13 protein-coding genes are annotated in these 17,870 nt (G+C 71.9%); 6 read left to right on the top strand and 7 right to left on the bottom strand.

Going from position 1 to position 17,870, the window contains the following annotated elements; genetic code table 11:
• Positions 1-30 precede the first annotated feature (30 nt).
• On the bottom strand, positions 31-912 hold the full coding sequence (locus tag F1721_RS01270; protein WP_150064623.1) for a LysR family transcriptional regulator: 882 nt from the start codon (positions 910-912) through the stop codon (positions 31-33).
• A 74-nt stretch (positions 913-986) separates the two neighbouring features.
• Between F1721_RS01270 and F1721_RS01265 the strand changes: the two genes are divergently transcribed.
• Complete coding sequence (locus F1721_RS01265; protein ID WP_150064961.1) at positions 987-1,904, top strand: DMT family transporter; 918 nt, start codon at positions 987-989, stop codon at positions 1,902-1,904.
• 58 nt (positions 1,905-1,962) lie between these two features.
• Here F1721_RS01265 and F1721_RS01260 read toward each other — a convergent pair whose 3' ends face one another.
• A complete protein-coding gene (locus tag F1721_RS01260; protein WP_150064622.1) occupies positions 1,963-2,208 on the bottom strand; it encodes a S1 RNA-binding domain-containing protein in 246 nt (81 codons plus the stop codon).
• A 365-nt stretch (positions 2,209-2,573) separates the two neighbouring features.
• Between F1721_RS01260 and F1721_RS01255 the strand changes: the two genes are divergently transcribed.
• Positions 2,574-7,151: a CHAT domain-containing protein gene (locus F1721_RS01255; RefSeq protein ID WP_150064621.1), complete on the top strand. Its 4,578-nt coding sequence runs from the start codon at positions 2,574-2,576 to the stop codon at positions 7,149-7,151.
• A 484-nt stretch (positions 7,152-7,635) separates the two neighbouring features.
• Here F1721_RS01255 and F1721_RS01250 read toward each other — a convergent pair whose 3' ends face one another.
• The gene (locus F1721_RS01250) at positions 7,636-8,094 is read right to left on the bottom strand and encodes a DUF3574 domain-containing protein (RefSeq protein WP_246153996.1); all 459 of its coding nucleotides are present in this window, start codon (positions 8,092-8,094) and stop codon (positions 7,636-7,638) included.
• Positions 8,095-8,198: 104 nt separating this feature from the next.
• Here F1721_RS01250 and F1721_RS01245 point away from each other — a divergent pair, with 104 nt between their 5' ends.
• On the top strand, positions 8,199-8,747 hold the full coding sequence (locus F1721_RS01245; RefSeq protein ID WP_150064620.1) for a hypothetical protein: 549 nt from the start codon (positions 8,199-8,201) through the stop codon (positions 8,745-8,747).
• Complete coding sequence (locus F1721_RS01240) at positions 8,726-9,964, top strand: hypothetical protein (RefSeq protein ID WP_150064619.1); 1,239 nt, start codon at positions 8,726-8,728, stop codon at positions 9,962-9,964. The genes F1721_RS01245 and F1721_RS01240 overlap by 22 nt, the downstream gene beginning before the upstream one ends.
• On the opposite strand, the gene F1721_RS01235 is transcribed toward F1721_RS01240, so the two are convergent.
• Both F1721_RS01235 and F1721_RS01230 read right to left on the bottom strand, forming a co-directional pair.
• Positions 9,955-12,009 (bottom strand): P-loop NTPase family protein, encoded by a 2,055-nt coding sequence (locus tag F1721_RS01235; protein WP_150064618.1) that lies wholly within the window; start codon positions 12,007-12,009, stop codon positions 9,955-9,957. The two genes, F1721_RS01240 and F1721_RS01235, sit on opposite strands and share 10 nt — an antisense overlap.
• Positions 12,010-12,099: 90 nt before the next feature.
• Positions 12,100-12,849, bottom strand: a complete 750-nt coding sequence (locus F1721_RS01230; RefSeq protein WP_246153993.1) for an alpha/beta fold hydrolase — start codon at positions 12,847-12,849, stop codon at positions 12,100-12,102.
• 305 nt (positions 12,850-13,154) lie between these two features.
• Here F1721_RS01230 and lnt point away from each other — a divergent pair, with 305 nt between their 5' ends.
• Both lnt and F1721_RS01220 read left to right on the top strand, forming a co-directional pair.
• Positions 13,155-14,654: an apolipoprotein N-acyltransferase gene (lnt, locus tag F1721_RS01225; protein WP_170301318.1), complete on the top strand. Its 1,500-nt coding sequence runs from the start codon at positions 13,155-13,157 to the stop codon at positions 14,652-14,654.
• Positions 14,655-14,724: 70 nt separating this feature from the next.
• Positions 14,725-15,510 carry a polyprenol monophosphomannose synthase gene (locus F1721_RS01220; protein ID WP_150064617.1) on the top strand — a complete coding sequence of 262 codons (786 nt, stop codon included), beginning with the start codon at positions 14,725-14,727 and terminating at the stop codon, positions 15,508-15,510.
• Positions 15,511-15,582: 72 nt separating this feature from the next.
• Here F1721_RS01220 and F1721_RS01215 read toward each other — a convergent pair whose 3' ends face one another.
• A complete protein-coding gene (locus F1721_RS01215) occupies positions 15,583-15,921 on the bottom strand; it encodes an RNA polymerase-binding protein RbpA (protein WP_150064616.1) in 339 nt (112 codons plus the stop codon).
• A 501-nt stretch (positions 15,922-16,422) separates the two neighbouring features.
• Positions 16,423-17,826, bottom strand: coding sequence for an MFS transporter (locus F1721_RS01210; RefSeq protein WP_150064615.1), 1,404 nt, complete (start codon positions 17,824-17,826; stop codon positions 16,423-16,425).
• Positions 17,827-17,870 lie beyond the last annotated feature (44 nt).

Genomic DNA, 17,870 nt, shown 5'->3' with positions numbered 1-17,870 from the left:
TGCACCAGGGGTTCCCGCGGCGTGCGGGGTTCAAAAGTCCCCGGCGGTGAGCCCGCGCAGCAGTTCGACGGTGCGCTGCGCGGCGGGGTGGTCGGCGACCGACTTCTTCACCACGACGTTGATCCGGCGCACGGTGGCCGGGGCCACCACCGGGACCGCGGTCAGACCGGCGGGCAGGTTCCCGATGCCCAGCCTCGGGATCACCGTGACGCCGATCCCGGTGGCCACGAAGGGGATCGCGGTCTGGTAGTCGCGGGTCTCGACGACGAACCGGGGCGCGAACCCCGCCTCGGCGCAGGATTCGAGGAGGACCTGTCGGCACGCCCCCGCGGCGACGTCGTTGTCCACCCAGTGCCGGTCGGCCAGCTCGGCCAGCGGCACCTCCGCGCGTCCGGCCAGCGGGTCGTCCTCGCGCACCACCACCAGGTACGGGTCGTCGATGAGGTGGTGCACCGCCACCTGCGGCGGGTACTCGGTGCCGGGTCGTTCGACGAGGATGTCGATGTCCGGATCGGACGGGTCGAGCTCGGTCAGCCGCAGCTCCAGGCGCAGTTCGGGGAACTCGGCGCGCAGCGCGGCCACGATCGAGGGCAGCCAGGTCGCCCCGGCGGTGCCGAAGTAGCCGATCGACAGGCTGCCGATCCGCCCCGCGCGCAGGTCGCCGACCACGCCTTCGAGCCTGCTGACCGCCTCGAACAGCGACTCGGCCTCGGCCGCGAGGGTCCGGCCCGCGGTGGTCGGTTCGATCCCGCGGCCGACCCGTTCGAACAGCTGCAGCCCGGTTTCGCGCTGCAACGAGGAGAGCTGCTGGCTCACCGCGGAGGGCGTGTACCCGAGCGCCGCAGCGCTCGCGCGGATCGAACCGGTCGCGACGACGGCTCGGAGCACGCGCAGCCTCGGCAGGTCAAGCACGCCTTCGATCGTAAAGCAACGCTTAACCGTTCGGAAGAAATAGTCGCTTGTCCTTTCTTCTCGGGCTGGTGACGATGGCCAGCGTGACCGCTCAGACCCGGACCCTCGACACTCCGTCCTCGACCGAACGCGGGAAGGCGACCGCCGCCGTCCTGGTGACCGTCGTGCTGTGGGCATCGGCCTTCGTGGCCATCCGCGGCATCGGCCACTCGCTCTCCCCCGCGCCGATGGCCCTGATGCGCCTCGCCGTCGCGGCGGCCGCGCTCTCGGTGCTGGTGCTGATCAGGTTCCGCGGTGCGCCGCGGATGCCGCAGTCGCGCCGGACGTTGGCGCTGGTCGCGGTGTACGCGGTGCTCTGGCTGGCCGGGTACACCGTGGTGCTCAACGCCGCCGAGCTGCACATCGACGCCGGAACCGCGGCGCTGCTGGTGAACACCGCTCCGCTGCTGATCGCGTTCGGCGCCGGGTTGTTCTTCGGCGAGGGCTACCCCAAGGTGCTGGTCGTCGGTTCCCTGGTCGCGCTGGGCGGGCTGTCGATCATCGCGTTCGGCTCCTCCGGGCACCGCGACTGGCTCGGCGTGGTGCTCTGCCTGGTCGCCGCCGTCCTGTACGCGTCCGGGGTGCTGATCCAGAAAGCGGCGCTGCGGGGCGTGGACGGGCTGGTCGCGATCTGGCTGGGCTGCCTGGTCGCCACCGCGGTGCTGCTGCCCTGGGCCCCGCAGCTGCTCGACGAGCTCGCGACCGCTCCGCCGAGCGCGATCCTGGGCACCGTCTACTTGGGACTGTTCCCGACCGCGATCGGCTTCACCACCTGGGCTTACGCCCTGCGCCGGATGGACGCGGGCAAGCTCAGCGCGACGACCTACGCGGCCCCGGCGGTCTCGGTCCTGCTGTCGTGGCTGCTGCTCGGCGAGACGCCCACGCTGCACGCGCTGGCCGGTGGCGCGGTCTGCCTCCTCGGCGTCGCGATCTCCCGCCGCGCGGGCAGGTAGCACCGCTGCCGCAGTGGTCGTGGGTGCCCCCACGACCACTGCGGACGAGACGGTCAGGTCATCCGGCGGGCGCGACGCTCAGCCTCGGCGGTCCCCATTCCGCGATGCGAACCGGCAACGACTCGCCGACCTGCGGGGTCCGGTCCCACGAATCCTCGTGCATCAAGCCGTGGATTCCTGGCGCGACCTCGACGAACGCGCCGAACGGAACAACCGACACCACGGTCGCCTCGACAACGGAGCCCACGCCGTGCTCGTCCTGGAAGGCCTGCCAAGCGGCGGGCGAAACCTCGGGAGAGGACATCGATCTCACCTCCTTCCGCAATCCCGGGAGTTCGTCGGGATGCGTTCGGAGGGCGGGCTGCGGGCCCGCGCCGCGATCACCGCGCGGCCGGGAACCCCATCTGTGCGCGGCTTTCAGCCGACCCGGCAGTCACGAGCGCCAAGCTAGCAGTGCTGTCAAGGCGCACCCCACCACCACCGCCCCGGAGTCCGCCATCCTCACCGAGGCACTGCCGCGAGACCAGAGCCCGTGACCGGCAGCCCGGACCCGTCGCGGAACCTGTCCCGCGAATGACCCCGGCGCTTGCGACCACTGTGGACGAAACCGCTCCGGGCGCGCTCGACCCGCGCTACTCTAGGCGGTCGGGCCACTGCACTGGGGGCACGATGACCGAAGTTCCAGCCGAACTCGCCGAAGCCATCGCCGCGCGGCGCGAGGCGCTGGTCCGCGAGACCGACGACGAGCAGGCCTACCGCTGCGCCGTGGAACTGGTCGAGCTGCTGCTGCAGCGCAGCCAGCTGACCGGCGAGGATCCGGCCGAGGCGATCAGCATCGCCGACGGGCTGAACAGGGCGCTGCCCGCGGGCTCCCCCGCCCGCGCCCTACCGCTGCTCCACCTCGCCATGTCGCACTGGGTCCGCGCGGCCCGCGACGGCGAGCAGGCCCTGCGGACCGCGCTTGCGCGCCTCCGGGAGCTCCGCCCGATGCTCGACGACGAGATTCCGCTGCACGTGGAGATCCGCGCCCGGGGTGGGATGGTCTGGGCGGATACCGCGATCCAGCTGGCCGATGCCGAGTGCGCGGCGGAGGCGATCGCCGAGCTGGACGCCGCGCTCGCGCTGCTCGACGACGGCCAGCTGCGTCGCGGCGTGCAGTTCCACCGCGCCGCGCTGTGCTCCGCGCGGTTCCGGGCGATGGGCGGGCCGGACAGCGACCTGCACTACGCCGTCGAAACCCTCACCGCGGCCTTGGACTGGCCCGACCCCGATCCGGACTTCGCCGATCGCTGCCGCGTCGAGCTCGTCAACCTCGTCCTGGCCGAGCAGCTGCCGCGCGCCGACCGCCGCCCCGGCCCGTGGTCGGAGCAGCAGGTGGCGGAGTGCGCCCGCGCTGCCCCGGCCGCCGTGCTGCGCGGGCACCTCGACGCGCTCTCCGCCCGCACCGCAGCGATCCCGGAGCTCGCCGCGATCCGCGTCAACGTCATCATCGGGCAGGGTTCCGAGACCACGCAGCGGGATTGGGACGTCCTGGCCGGGGACCTCGACGTCCTCATCGGCGGGTTGGAGGAGCAGGATCCGCGCCGCCACCAGCTGGTCGCCATCCGCGCTGCCGTGGCGTCGGACCCGATGCCGGTCGACCCGCCCGCCGAGCTGGCCGAGCTCGACGAGGCGATCGCCGCGCAGCGGAAGAAGCTGCTCGGAACGGACGACGGCGAGCCGCTGGCCGGAGACCTGCTGGTGCTCAACGGCCTGCTGCTCCAGCGGGCCGAGCTGACCGGCCAGGACCCCGGCAGGTCCGTCGAGATCGCCGAGGCCCTGGTGGCCGTCCTGGACCCGCCCGAGCAGATCGGCGCCCTCCTCCAGCTCGCACTCGCCCACGCGACCCGCGACTCGCTGCCGGACCTGCGCCGAGCAGCCGAGATCATGCGCGACCTGCGCGACCTGAAACCGGTGGGCGCTCCGGGCCGCGCGGAGGTCTTCGCGCACAGCGGCCTGATCAGCGCGAAACTCGCCCTGCAGACCGAAGATCCGACCGACGTGGGCGAGGCGGTCGAGCTGCTGGACGTCGCGCTGGCCGGGCTGCCGGACGGTGTCCTCCACCGGCAGGTGCGGCTGTGCCGGGCCTCGATGCTCCAGATGCGGTTCCTGCAGATGGGCGGAACGGCGGAGGACCACCGCCTGGCCACCGAAGCGTTCACCGAAGCGCTGGGCTGGTCCGATCCGGGCACGCAGGACCTCTGCCACTCCGCGCTCGCACTCCTGCTGCTGTTCCGCGATGTCCCCGCCCAGCTGCGCCGTCCGGATCCGGACCTCGACGGCATCCGCCGCTACGTCGACCGGCAGCAGCTGCCCGAGGTGGAGCGGCACCTGGCGGCGGTCTCCGGGACCGAGGACGAGGATCTCGCCGCCATCCGCCTGCTGGTCTGGTCGATCAACGGCGGTGATCTGCGCGAGCACGGTCTGGCCGAGGTGCTGCACGACCTGGCTGCCGCCGTCGGCGGCGAGCTGAGCAGCACCGAGCTGACCGTCCTCCGCTCGGTCAGCGCCGCCCTGCCCGGCTGCCGGGACGACGCGGAGGTCGAGCGGCTGCTCACCGCCGCGGCCGGGGACTTGCCCGCCGATTCGCTGCTGCACGAGGTGTTCCTGCTCTTCCGGGTGCGGCCGGGCTCGCCCGACAGCTTGAGCCCCGACGATCTGACGAGGCTGATCAACCGGAGCGAGCAGCGGATCCAGGCGCTGCCCGAAGGCTCGTCCGCGCGCGCCGAGGAGCTGATCGCGCTGGCCTCAGCGCTGGTGGTCAAAGCCCACCGCGGTGGCGACGGGGCGGCCGAAGCGCTGGCCCGCGCCAAGGAGATCGCCCAGCACGTGGCGCAGGACTACCCGGACGCCGAGGCCGCATCGGGGTTCAGCCACGCGTTGCTCGCGCTCAGCGCCGAGTACGGCCTGGGCCACTCGCTGGACACCGTCCAGGACGCGCTCGACCACGTGCGCCGGGCCGACGAACTGCTGCCGCCCGACGACGAGACGCGCGCCGACATGAACCCGGTCGTCGGCAAGATGCTGATGACCCGCTACCTGCTGTCCGGCAACCGCGAGGACGCCGACGCGGCCCAGTACTACTCCCCCGACGACCACCGCCTGTCCGAGCTCATGTCCTGGATGAGCGAGATGACCTCGGAGCGGGCCACCGACTTCGACGCCGGGATGCGCAAGCTGCGCGACGTGGCCGGTGACACCGTGCCGGAGCACCGCGTCCGCTGGGCGACCCGGTGCGCCATCTCGCTGCGCCTGCTGGCGCAGCTGGGACTCCGGGCCGGATCGGCGCCGCCCGGACCGGCCGAGCTCGACGCCGCCCGCGACGCGCTCCTGGCCGCGCAGCAGCTGCCGGAATCCGACGTGGCGCAGGTCAGCGAGCTCTCCGGCGCGGCGCTGCTCTGCGCGGCCTCCGGTCTGGCCGCGGGCGACGTGGATCTGGCGGACGAAGGTCTGGCGGCGCTCGACGCGGTGAGCCGACGGTCGGACCTGCCGAAGGAGCTGGAGTACTTCACGGTGCACCTGCTGGCGTTCGCCCGCCAAGCCCGCTCCTGGCGGCGCAGCTCCGCCGACGCGCTGGACGCGACGATCGACGGGCTCGAGCGCATGATCCGGGACCACCCGCCGGGCACCAGCGAGGCGTTGTCGGCCAACCTGAACCTGCTGGCCGCGAACTACGAGGAGCGCGGCGACCTGCGGCTCGCGATCGAGACCGGGCTGGAAGCGCTGCGGGTGCGGGCGCGCGGCGTGCTGCTGCAGTCCAGCCCGCAGCGGGCGATGGGCGTCGCTTCGGCAGCCGTCGGCAACGCCGCGGTGGCGGCGCAGCGGTGCCTGCGCACGAACGACCTGGAGTCAGCGGTGCAAGCGCTGGAACTCGGCCGCGGCATGGTCCTGCACGCGGCGACCTCCGCAGCGACGATGCCGGACCTGCTGCGGGACAGCGGTCATCCCGAGCTGGCCGAGCGGTGGTCGGCCGAGGTCGACCTGCAGCAGCCCTGGGACGCGGGCTCCGGGCGGAGCGGTCCGGCGGAGCTCCAGCTGCCCAGCGACCTGCGGTTGGCGGCGCAGCGCGCGCTGAGAGGAACCGCTGCGGAGGAGGAACTGCTCTCCCCGCCGAGCACGTCCGAGGTCAGCGCGGAACTGCGCAACCGCGGCGCTCGGGCGCTGGTGTACCTCATCGCGGGCCAAGCCGTGGTGATCACCGACGACGGAGGCCTCCACCACCTGCCGCTCCCGGCGCTGCGCGAGCGCACCCCGGTCCAGCACTTCGACCGGTTGCAGCGGGAACGCGCCGCGCTCGGCCCGGTCGTGCAGCAGCCCTGGCAGGCCTCGCTGGACGCCCTGTGCGACTGGGCGTGGACTGCCGCGATCGGTCCCCTGCTGGACTGGCTGGGTGGTGACCGCCCGGCGCGGATCGTGCTGGTGCCGACCGGCCCGCTGAGCCTCGTCCCGTGGCACGCGGCGCGGAAACCGCTCGGGGACGGGCAGTTCCGCTACGCCTGCCAGGACGCCGTGATCGGCTACGCGGCCTCCGCGCGCCAGTTCGCGGAAGCGGCCCGCCGCCCCGCAGCGCCCTTCGCGGACCGGCCGGTCCTGGTCCGCACGCCCGACCTGCACTGGACCCGCCACGAGATCGGGCACATCCACGAGGCGCACTACCCGCACGGCCACTACCTCGGTCGCCCGGGGCGCCGTTCGGTGCCGACCCCGGACGACGTGCTGGCCGCGCTGCCCGGCGCGACCCTGCTGCACCTGGGCTGCCACGCGGAACCGGCCGAGCTCCCGGTCGAATCCGCGCTGCTGCTGGGCGCCGGGCGGTCGCTGCCGGTGCGCGAGGTCCTGCGGCACAGGAACGGCCCGCGCGGCGCGCTCGTGGTGCTGGCAGCGTGCGCCAGCGACCTGACCGCCCGCCAGCACGACGAGGTCCTCACCCTGGCCACCGCGTTCCTGGCGGCCGGGGCGGGCGGGGTGGTCGGCACCAAGTGGGAGATCGACGACCTGGTGACCGCGATGTTCATGATCGTCTTCCACCACCACCTCAACGACGGCTCCCCCGACCCCGCCGAAGCCCTGCGAGCCGCCCAGCTCTGGATGCTCGACCCGAACCGCACCCCGATCCCCGATGCCCCGGCCGACCTGACCCAGCACTTCGCCGAAACAGACCCCACTTCCCCCGCGCACTGGGCTGCCTTCACCTACCACGGCCGCTGATCGCAGATACGGTGGGGTGGTGAGCCGGGCTCGTCCTTAGGAGCCTCGGTTCCCTGCGGATGCAGATCCACCTAGTGGTCGCCTTGCCGGTCGGGCGCGATCTCTGACGAAATCGGCACCGTTGGCATCAAGGGCCGTGGTCGGCACCTCAGCCGATTTCGAGAGAAACCTCTGCCGTCACCACCAGAACGACGGCCCTGCGAAGCGTGCCCCTGGCTCCACGACCGCAACTCACCGTCGTCCTCGCCCCTGTACCACGACCTAGGGGCGTAGCGGTGAGGGCCGCAATTTCGATTGAAATTGGCGCACCTCACCACCGCAGGCTCCGTCAACAACCGCAACGCAGCCAATTTCAATTGAAATTGCATCACCCAACGCAACCACCCACCGCTTTGAACCCAAACCCAGCCCCGCACCCAACCGCACCTCTCCTCCCCAACCCACCCCGGTATCACCACTGATCGCCCGGTACCCGATCCCCCGGCTAGAAGTCCACGGCCGCCCGGTCGTCGACCCTCGCCACCGACTCCTGGGCGAAGCGCTTGACGTACTCCTGCCGGATCTGCTCGATCTTCGGATCGCTGTCCTGGTGCTCGGCAACCGGGTAGAGCAGGATCAGCTCATAAGACCGCTCCCGCTCGATCACGCCGTTGGCGTCGCGGTACTGGCCGTAGCCGTCCTGCACGGTGAGCCCGTCCGGGAACCGGGGCGTGACCACCTCGTCGACGAACGCCCGGAACTGCTCGTCGGTGACCGGCTCGCCGCCGTCGGGGCGGACGGTGCCGAACAGCAGGCTGGTCTCCACGAAGGGCGCGCCCCGCCCGTCCGGCGCTGGCGCCCCGTCGCCGAGCGCGGCGTAAGCGGCGGGCGCACCCACCCCGATCAGGGCGGTGGCCAGCACCGCGGTGGTCAGGCGCCAGGAGGGCGTGATCGTCTTCTGCACGCAGGCACAGTAGGACCACCGCGCCGCGGCCGAGCCGCCAACCCGCGGTCCGGCGGCCGAATTCCCGCGATCAGGTGGGCGGACCCGGCGTCTAGGATGATCACGTGGCGCTGGAGTGGGACGAACTGCTGATCGGCGCGCCCGGCAGGCGGTGGCGCACCGCCTCGACCACCCGGCGCGTGCTGGTGGTCGTGCACAACGTCACCGCCGCGACGCGCCTGCTCGACGTGGTCCCGCTGTGGGCCGGTGACCTGCGCGTCCAGACGGTGTTCACGTGCATCGGGTCCAGCGCCTTCACCACCGGCACCACCGAATTCCTCGCCGAGCGCGGCATCAGCCCGGTCGACTGGGAGCAGGCGGTCCGGGGCGAGTTCGACCTGGCCGTCTCGGCGAGCTACGGCGGACCGCTGCACGAGATCGGCGCGCCGCTGATCGTGCTGCCCCACGGAATGGGCTACAATAAGTTCCTCGAATCCAGGAGAATCCAGGAGAATCCAGGAGAATCCAGGAGAATCCAGGAGAATCCAGGAGAATCCAGGAGAATCCAGGAGAATCCAGGAGAATCCAGGAGAATCCAGGAGAATCCAGGAGAATCCAGGAGAATCCGGTCTTCGGTCTTTCCGATGCGTGGTTGCTGCACGAGGGCGAGGTAGTTCCTTCGGTCGCCGTGCTGTCGCACCACGAGCAGCGGGACCGGCTCGCCCGCTACTGCCCGGAGGCAGTCCCGATCGCGCTGGTCGCCGGGGATCCCTGCTTCGACCGGATGCTGGCCAGCCGACCGCTGCGGGACTCCTACCGGCACCGGCTGGGGATCGGGCCCGACCAGCGCTGCATCGCGATCTCCTCCACCTGGGGCCGGGCCTCGCTGTTCGGCCAGCACCCGTCGCTGGTCCTGCGGCTCGCCCGCCAGCTGCCGCTCGACGAGTACCGCGTGGTGGTGGCGCTGCACCCGAACATCTGGCACGGCCATTCGCCGTGGCAGGTGCGGATGTGGCTGGCCGAGTGCGCCCGGGCCGGTGTGGTGGTGCTGCCGCCGGAGGAGGGCTGGCGGGCGGGGCTCGTCGCCGCTGATCTGACGATCGGCGACCACGGCTCGGTGACGTTCTACTCGGCCGCGCTGGGCACCCCGGTCCTGCTGGCGACGTGGCCGGAGGAGACCGTCGACCCCGCTTCCCCGATCGCCGCCCTGCTGCGGACCGCACCCCGGCTGGACCCGCACGCGCCGCTCGCCGAGCAGGTCGACGCGGCGATCGATGCCCACCGGCCTGCGGACTTCGCGCACATCACCGACCTCGCCACCTCCGAGCCCGGGCGGTCGGCAGCGCTGCTGCGCGCCGAGATCTACACCCGCATGGAACTCGAAGAACCGCCCGTCCCAGCGGATTCCGCCGCTGTGCCGCTGCCGACCGCGGAGCCCGCCGGGGCAGGCAGCCAGCTGATCGTGGTGCAGCTGGCCGACCGCACCGCATCCGTCACGCGCTTCCCGGCCGCCGCGCTGGACGAACCGGCCATCTCCGGCGGAGTTCTGGTGGCCTGCGCCGATGAACCGGACCGGCGCTGGCTGGAGCTCGCGGAAGTCCTCGTCCACGACGACCGCTACGACGACCCGCTGCGCTGGATCCGCTCGTCGCTGTCCCGCCTACCGGGCTGCATGCTCGCAGCGACGCGAGACCGCGCAGGCTGCTGGATCATCAGCGGCACCGACCTGCCCGCAGTGCGCTTCCGCGGTGCCGACGACCTCGGTCCGGTTTGTGCCGCCGTCCTGCACGCCTGGCTGTGCTCCGGCCGGTCACCGCGTGAACTGCCCGAACGGCTCCGAATCGGCCTGGGGCCGCGCGAAGAGCTGCTCCACCTGTCCACTCAGGACTGATCGAGCCGCGCCTGCACCTGCTCGCCCAGCTCGGCGAAACCACGCGTCCGGCAGATCGCGGCGGCGTCCAGGAAGTGCTGCTGCGCAGCCTCCGCATCGCCTGCGGCCGAAGCGTTGTCACCGAGGCCGACCAGCACCTGCGCCCGGTCGAAGTGGTGCCCGTGCTCGGTCATGTACTCCAGCGCAGCGCTCAGATCAGCGTTCGCCTCGTCGTAGCGCTCCAGCTCGGTGCGCCGACGTCCGCGCCACATCCGCGTCTTCGCGGCGTTGTAGGGCTCGGTCGCGAACGCGGCGAGCGCCTGATCGAGCAGCTGCTCACCGAGCTGGGGTTCGGCGACGGAGCCGAGGTGCATCCGGGCCAGCGCCAACCGGCGCGGATCGCCCAGCTGCTCGGCCATCCCCAAGTTCCGCTCCAGAGCGGTTCGGGCCGCTTCGCGGTCGCCCTGGTCCCGCAAGCTGATGCCCAGCGATTCCACGGCGGTGGCGGCCAGGTCGTCGCGGGCGACCGCGCGGGCCCTGGCCTCGCCTTCGGCGAACAGCCCGGCGGCCTTGTCGGACTCCCCGCGCGCCCGGAAGGCGAATCCGCGCTGGATCAGCGCCAGTCCGGCGGCGAAGGTCAGCTCGCGGTGGTCGGCGACCTCGACCGCGTACTCGTTGAGCACGTCCATGTCGTCGACGTGCTTGCCCTGCTCCTGGAACGGCCACAGCGCGACGGCCAGCTGGCAGACCTGCTCGGCACCGGCCGCGCGCAGCTCGCTCGCCACCGCGCGCAGGTTCGCCCGCTCGGCGGCCAGCCACTCCCGCGCCTCGTCGGCCGTCACCGGCTCCGGCCGGAAACCCGGCCACAGCGCCTCCAACCAGCCGCGCTTCGGCTGCACCGCGTGTCCTGCCGAGAGCGCTCGGCGGACGTAGAACTCGGTGAACCGGTTCCGCATCTCAGCGCTGCCGAGCGGCCGGGCGTGCTCGCGGACCAGGCTGTAGGCGAAGTAGCGGTCCTCGGCGACCTCGCGGATCAGGTGCGCGGACACGAGCAGGTCCAGCGCCTCGCGCACGTCGTCCTCGTCGAGGTCGACGGCCGCCGCCAACGCCGCCAAGCTCACCTCCCCGGCCCCGGGGTGCTGCCCGAACGCCGCGTAGAGCTGCTTAGCGCGTTCGTCGAGGCGCGCCACCGCGGTGTTGAACACCGCCTTGACCGACAGGTCCGCGTCGCGCGACAGCCGCCCCAGACGCTGCTTGGACAGCTCGCGAACCAGCCGGGCCACCGGGCGTTCCGGGGCGCGGGCGAGTTCCGAGGCCGCCACGCAGAGCGCGATCGTCTGCCCCTCGCACAGCTCGATCAGCCGGTCCACCTGCTCGGGTTCGCCGGTCAGGTCCTTCGCCTCGCCGACGATGCGGGAGAGGAGCAGCCGTGCGGCGTCGTCCGTCAGCGGGTCGAGGGGCACGAACTCCGCGCCCGCGCGCACCCGCAGCGAGCTGAGCGAACGGGCCTCGGTCACCAGCACCGCCGAGTTCCCCGCGCCCGGCAGCAGGGGCAGGACCTGCGCCGCGGTGATCGCGTCGTCGATCACCACCACGACCTTCTTGCCGCTGGTCCACGACCGGAAGAGGTTCGAGCGGGCGTCCAGACCGGCCGGGAGCTCGGCGGACTTGTAGCCGATGGCGAGCAGGAACTGGTGCAGCGCCTCGCCGACCATCCCGGACTCGGCCGTCAGCCGGGCGTAGAACGCGCCGTCCGGGTAGTGGCCGCGGTGCTTTTGGACCCACTGGTAGGCGGTTTCGCTCTTCCCGCTGCCCGGCGGTCCCTGCACGACCACCAGCGCGGGCGGGCGCTCCTCCGCACCGGCGCCGGGCTTCAGGTACTTGCTGATGTCGCCGAGCTGCCGCTCGTTGTTGGTGAAGAACCGGCTCGGCGGCGGAACCTGCTTCGGCGGCGGGTTCGGCGATTCCGGCGCGTGGAAGTGGACGTCACCGTGGAAGTTGTGCGCCTGCACGACCCCGTGCGCTTCGCCGTCGAAGCGGTTGCCGCCGACGTCGTGCCCGGTCATCGCCCGCTCCTCTCGCACCCAAGATCACCGGGCCCAGCGTAACGCTTCGTGTCGACCGTGATCCGGCAAGTCATCGAACTCGTCGGCGGCTCAGACGGCGGCGAGGAACCGCTCGATGCTGGTGGCCAGCGCGATCGGCGTCTCGTCGATCGCGTAGTGCCCCGCGTTGGTCAGCGTTTCCAGCTCGCAGTTCGGGTAGTGCTGCTGGAAGGTGGCCCGCATCGTCTCCGCGCCCAGCGCCGGGTCGTGCTCGCCGACGATCACCTTCACCGGCACCGGGTTGCCCTGGATCTCGGCCTGGAAGTCGGCCTTCGCCCACGCCTCCAGGTAGTCGCCGAAGGCCCGGCGGTCGGAGTGCTCCAGGGAGTGGCGCACGGCCGCGTCCAGCCACACCCCGGTCAGCCGGTTGCCGGTGGTCAGGTCGAGGATGGCGCGCCGGTTGCCGGGTTCGTCGACCGCGCCGGTGAACAGCGCCCAGCCCTGCTCGTCGAACGGGACGCCGCTGGCGGGCACCGGGGAGATCCCGACCAGGGCCCGCACCCGGTGCGGCGCATCGGCCAGCACGCGCTGCATCACCGCACCGCCCATCGAGTGGCCGACCAGCGAGAACCGCTCGAAGCCCAGCTCGTCGGCGAGCGCCAGCACGTCCTGCGCGGCCTCGGCGAGGGTGTGCGCGCCGGGTTCCTCGATCCGCTCGCCGTACCCGCGGTAGTCCGGGAACGCGTACCGGAACCGGCTGCCGTCCAGGTGCGGCTGCAGCGGCCGCCACGCGGCCCCCGACCCGAACCAGCCGTGCAACGCGATGACCGGGTGCTGCCCACCGCCGAGCTCCGCGACCACTCCGCACCTCCCAGATCGACTCGCGCCCAGCATGGCGGACCGGTCCGCCGGGCGCACCGACCTCCGCCCGGCAACCACCTGATCAGCCGCCGACCGGCGGCCGGGCCCGTTCGGCCCCGGCGGCCCGGCGTACATTTGTTCAGTGCGCGCCGACCGCTCGCGCACCTCGACTGGCACGACGTTCGGCGTTCCGGCCCGGCCGGTACCGCAGCACCTAGAAGGTTGATCGTTTGGCTTCCCCCACGACTCGTCCGCAGCGCACCGCACGGCCGGATCGCAGCAGAACCAGAGGTCGGTCGGCCGGGGTGAGCTGGCTGCTGCGGGTCCTGGCGGCCGTCGCGGCCGGGTTCGCGCTCTACGCCGGATCACCGCCGCGGGAGCTGTGGTGGCTGGCGCCGCTGGCGTTCGCGGTGTTCGCCGCGGTGGTCCGGCACCGCCGGGCGCGCGCCGGGTTCGGCTACAGCCTGCTGTTCGGCTTCGCCTTCCTGCTGCCGCTGCTGGGCTGGTTGCAGGACTTCCTCGGCGCCGACTTCGGCCCGTGGCCGTGGTTGGGCGTGGCGGCGGTCGAGGCGCTGTTCATCGGGCTCGCCGGTGCCGGGATGGCGCGGGTCAGCCGACTGCCCGGCGGTCCGGTGTGGATGGCGGCGGTGTTCGTCGCCTTCGAGGTGCTGCGCTCCAGCGTCCCGTTCGGCGGCTTCCCCTGGGGTCGGCTGGCCTTCACCCAGGACACCGGGCTGCTGCTGCCGCTGGCCGCGCTCGGCGGCAGCGCGCTGGTCTCCTTCGCGGTCGCGCTGGTCGGCGGTGGGCTGGCCGAGCTGGTGCACCGGCTGCGCGCGCGGCGGAACTGGGCCGCTCCGCTGGCCGCGGTCCTGGTCCCGGTCGTCGGCGGGGTGGCGATGCTGCCGCTCATCGGCACCGACGCCGAGGAGGGCACCGCGCGGGTCGCGCTCGTGCAGGGCAACGCCCCCAACATCGGGCTCGGGCTGCTCAACGCGGACGACGAGCTGCGCGCCAACCACGTGGCGGAGGCGCGGCGGCTGGTCGCCGACGTGCAGGCGGGGCGGGTGCCGCAGCCGGACTTCGTCGTGCTGCCCGAGCAGGTCGGCAGCTGGGGGCCGGGCCGGACCGACCCGGAGCTCTCCGCCATCGCCGAGCAGCTCGGCGTCCCGCTGGTGGTGGGCGGTATCGGCATCGACGCCGACGGGACGCTGCGCAACCAGATCGTCCAGTGGGACCCGGCGACCGGTGCCGGTGACCGCTACGTCAAGCAGCACTTGGTGCCCTTCGCCGAGACGATCCCGATGCGCTCGGTGGCCCGCCTGGTCACCCCGTTCGTGGACCGCTTCCCGCGGGACATGGTGCCCGCCGACGAACCCGGCGTGCTCAACGTCGGCGGCGTCCGGGTGGGTGTGGGCATCTGCTACGACGTCGCCTACGACGACGTGTACACCGGCGCGGTCCAGCAGGGCGCGACGGTGCTCGCGCTGCCCACCAACAACGCCTGGTACGGCCACTCCGAGATGAGCTACCAGCAGCTGGCGATGGCCCGGCTGCGCGCCGTGGAGCACGGCCGCGCGGTCGTGGTGGCCTCGACCAGCGGGGTGAGCGCAGCGGTGCAGCCCGACGGCTCGGTCAGCGAGCAGACCGAGCAGTTCACCGCGCAGAATCTGATCGCCGAGGTACCGCTGCGCTCGACGCGGACGGTGGCCACCGAGCTGGGGGCCGCGCCGACGTGGGTGCTGGTGGCGCTGGCGGCCGGCGCGGTGCTGGCCACCTGGTGGCTGCCGCGGCGCGAGCGCAGCTGAGGCCGCACTCCGAGAAACGACCGAACGCAGAACGCACGGCCGGTCCGCGCGACCGGCTAGGAGGACATGGATGTCGACCCGGCGAACCCCCGACGGTGGTGCCGACGCGGTGCTCGTGGTGATCCCCACCTACAACGAGCGGGACAACCTGGAGCCGATCGTGCACCGGCTGTTCGCCGCGCTGCCCGCGGCGCACGTGCTGGTCGTCGACGACGGCAGCCCGGACGGCACCGGTGAGATCGCCGACCGGCTGGCGGTCGAGGACGAGCGGGCGCACGTGCTGCACCGCACCTGCAAGGCCGGGCTGGGAGCGGCCTACGTGGCCGGGTTCGACTGGGCGCTGGCCCGCGACTACGACGCGATCATCGAGATGGACGCGGACGGATCGCACTCCCCGGAGGACCTGCCGCGGCTGATCGGCATGCTCGGCCCGGACGGCACCGGGGCCGACGTGGTGCTGGGCTCGCGCTACGTGCCCGGCGGGCGGACGGTGAACTGGCCCTGGTACCGGGCGCTGCTCTCCCGCGGCGCGAACACCTACTCGAAGCTGGCGCTGGGGGTGTCGATCAACGACATCACCTCCGGGTTCCGGGTCTACCGGCGCGAGGTGCTGGAGACGGTCCGGCTGCACGACGTCGCCTCGCAGGGCTACTGCTTCCAGGTCGACCTGGCGTGGCGCGCGGTCGAGGCCGGGTTCGTGGTGGTGGAGGCCCCGATCACCTTCGTGGAGCGCGAGGTCGGCAGCTCGAAGATGGACGCCGAGGTGGTCCGCGAAGCCCTGGTGCGGGTCACCAAGTGGGGCCTCCGCCGCCGCGGTCACCAGGTCGCCGGAGCGCTCCGCGCCCTCCGCCGCTGACATCCGGCTGAAAACACGTCAAAGCGCCTGGGAGCTGGTCCCAGGCGCTTCGTCAGCGTGTCGCCGCTCGGACTACTGGCCGCGGCGGGCGCGCAGCAGGTCCAGGCGCTCGTTGAGCAGCTCCTCGAGTTCCGGGATGGTGCGTCGCTCCAGGAGCATGTCCCAGTGGGTGCGCGGCGGCTTGGCCTTCTTCTGCTCCGGCTCGCTGCCGTCGATGATCTTCGACTCGGTGCCGTGCAGGCGGCACTCCCAGGTCGGCGGCACTTCGGCGTCGTCGGAGAACGGCACCTCGAACTCGTGGCTCTTGGGGCAGGCGTAGCGCACCGTCCGGCGCGGTGCGAGGTCGTGGTTGCGATCGGTCTCGTAGCTCACTGCTCCGAGCCGGCTGCCACGCAGAACGCGGTCGGCCATGACGGTTCCTTTCACTTCGGCCCGGGGCCGAGCCCGGGCGGTTGTGCTCACCGTGTGCAACGACGGGAGGCCCGCCGTCTGTTCCCGGTGTCGTGCTTCTGGTTGCCGTCGGTGACGTTGTTCACCCGTCAACGACAGCCTTCTCCCTAGAGATGCAGTCGGTCCGCGTTCGTGACGCGTTATCCCACTGGCAATCTATAGGTGCGTTCGAACGGGTGATAGTGCCAGATGGTGAGTCACTATGGCTAAACCAGGTCCAGGGAAAACGTCGAGAGTGGGACATAGATCACGCCCCAGAAGGAGCACGAGCGCCGTAAAGAAGTAACGGAATGTAGCGACACTTCGTTCCCCCCTTTCACGACGCAGCGTACCGGCATATTCCGAACACGCCGTGATCCCCGAACCCGCCCATCACCAGCTTGGAGCAACGGCACCGGAACGGCAGGGCGACCGCGGAGCGTCACCCGGCAGGTGCGCTCCGCAGTCGCGAACCGCTTCGGGCTAGAGCACCTTCGGCGCGGGGTTGCCGACGGCCTCGATGGCGCGGCGGACCGGCACCAGGGCGACCAGGAGCAGGCCGAGGGCGAAGAACACCACCAGCGAGATGATGGCCAGCCGGAACGAGCCGGTGGCCTGCCCGACCCCGGCGAACACCAGCGGGCCCAGCCACGAGGTGGACCGCTCCCCCACCTCGTACAGCGAGAAGTACTCCGCCTCCCGGCCGGGCGGGACCATCTGGCTGAACAGCGACCGGGACAGCGCGTTCGTGCCGCCGAGCACCAGGCCGATGCCCACCGCCAGGCCGTAGAACTGCATCTCCTGCCCGGCCTGCACGAAGTAGGCCGCGATGACCACGACCAGCCAGATCGCCAGGCTGATCAGGATCGTCTTCTTGGCGCCGATGTGCTTGGCCAGCAGGCCGTGCAGCATGCCGCCGACGAAGGCGATGAACTGCACGATCAGCACGGTGACGATCAGCGCGTCCTGCGGCAGCTTCAGCTCCAGGTTGCCGTACTGCGGGGCGACCTGGACCACGGTGGCGATCCCGTCGGTGAAGATCCAGTAGGCGCCCAGGAACGCCAGGGTCAGCGGGAAGTGCTTGGCCTCCCGCAGGGTGCTCTTCAGCTGCCGGAAACCGTCGGTGACGCTCACCGCCGAACGCGGCGCGTCCTCCGGCGCGCGGCGGCGCAGCGCCGCCAGCGGCAGCAGCGTGAACGCCGCCCACCACACGCCCGAGGACAGGAAGATCAGCCGCACCGCGGCGTCGGAGTCCATCCCGATCGAGTCGTGGAAGAGGTAGATCACCAGGTGCAGGGCCAGCGCCACCCCGGCGCCCAGGTAGCCGAAGGCCCAGCCCTTGGTGGAGACCATGTCCCGCTCGTCGGCGGTGGCGATCTCCGGCAGGAACGAGTAGTAGACCACCACCGAGGCGCCGAAGCAGATGTTGCCGAGGATGAACAGCACCACGCCCAGCTGCCAGTTCTGCCCGCCGACCAGCGCCAGCAGCGCCGTGGTGGCGGCGCCGCCGAAGGCCAGCACCGCCAGCATCAGGCGCTTGCTGCTGGACCGGTCCGCGATCGCCCCCGTGATCGGCAGGACCAGCACCTGCACGACGGTGGCCACCGACAGCAGGTACCCCCACAGCGAGCCCGCGGGGAAGCTCAACCCGAAGATCGAGATGTCGCAGTCGACCAGGGCGTTGCCCCCGGGGCAGGGGTTCACGCCGTTGCGCTCGGTGTCGGCCTGCGCCGCCGAGGTGGCCACCGCCGTGAGGTAGAGCGAGAGGAAGACCGTCGACACCGAGGTCGGGAACACCGAGTTGGCCCAGTCGTACCAGCACCAACCACGCTGCTCCCGGCGCCGCTGCGCGGCGTCCGGTGCCACGTCGCTGCCCATCACGCTCATCCGTTCGGTCCTCCGAAACCAATATCACTCGATTGGGGGTAACC

Origin of the sequence: Saccharopolyspora hirsuta (genome assembly GCF_008630535.1) — a bacterium.
Lineage (GTDB): Bacteria > Actinomycetota > Actinomycetes > Mycobacteriales > Pseudonocardiaceae > Saccharopolyspora > Saccharopolyspora hirsuta.
This window is presented reverse-complemented; position numbering and strand designations above follow the sequence as displayed.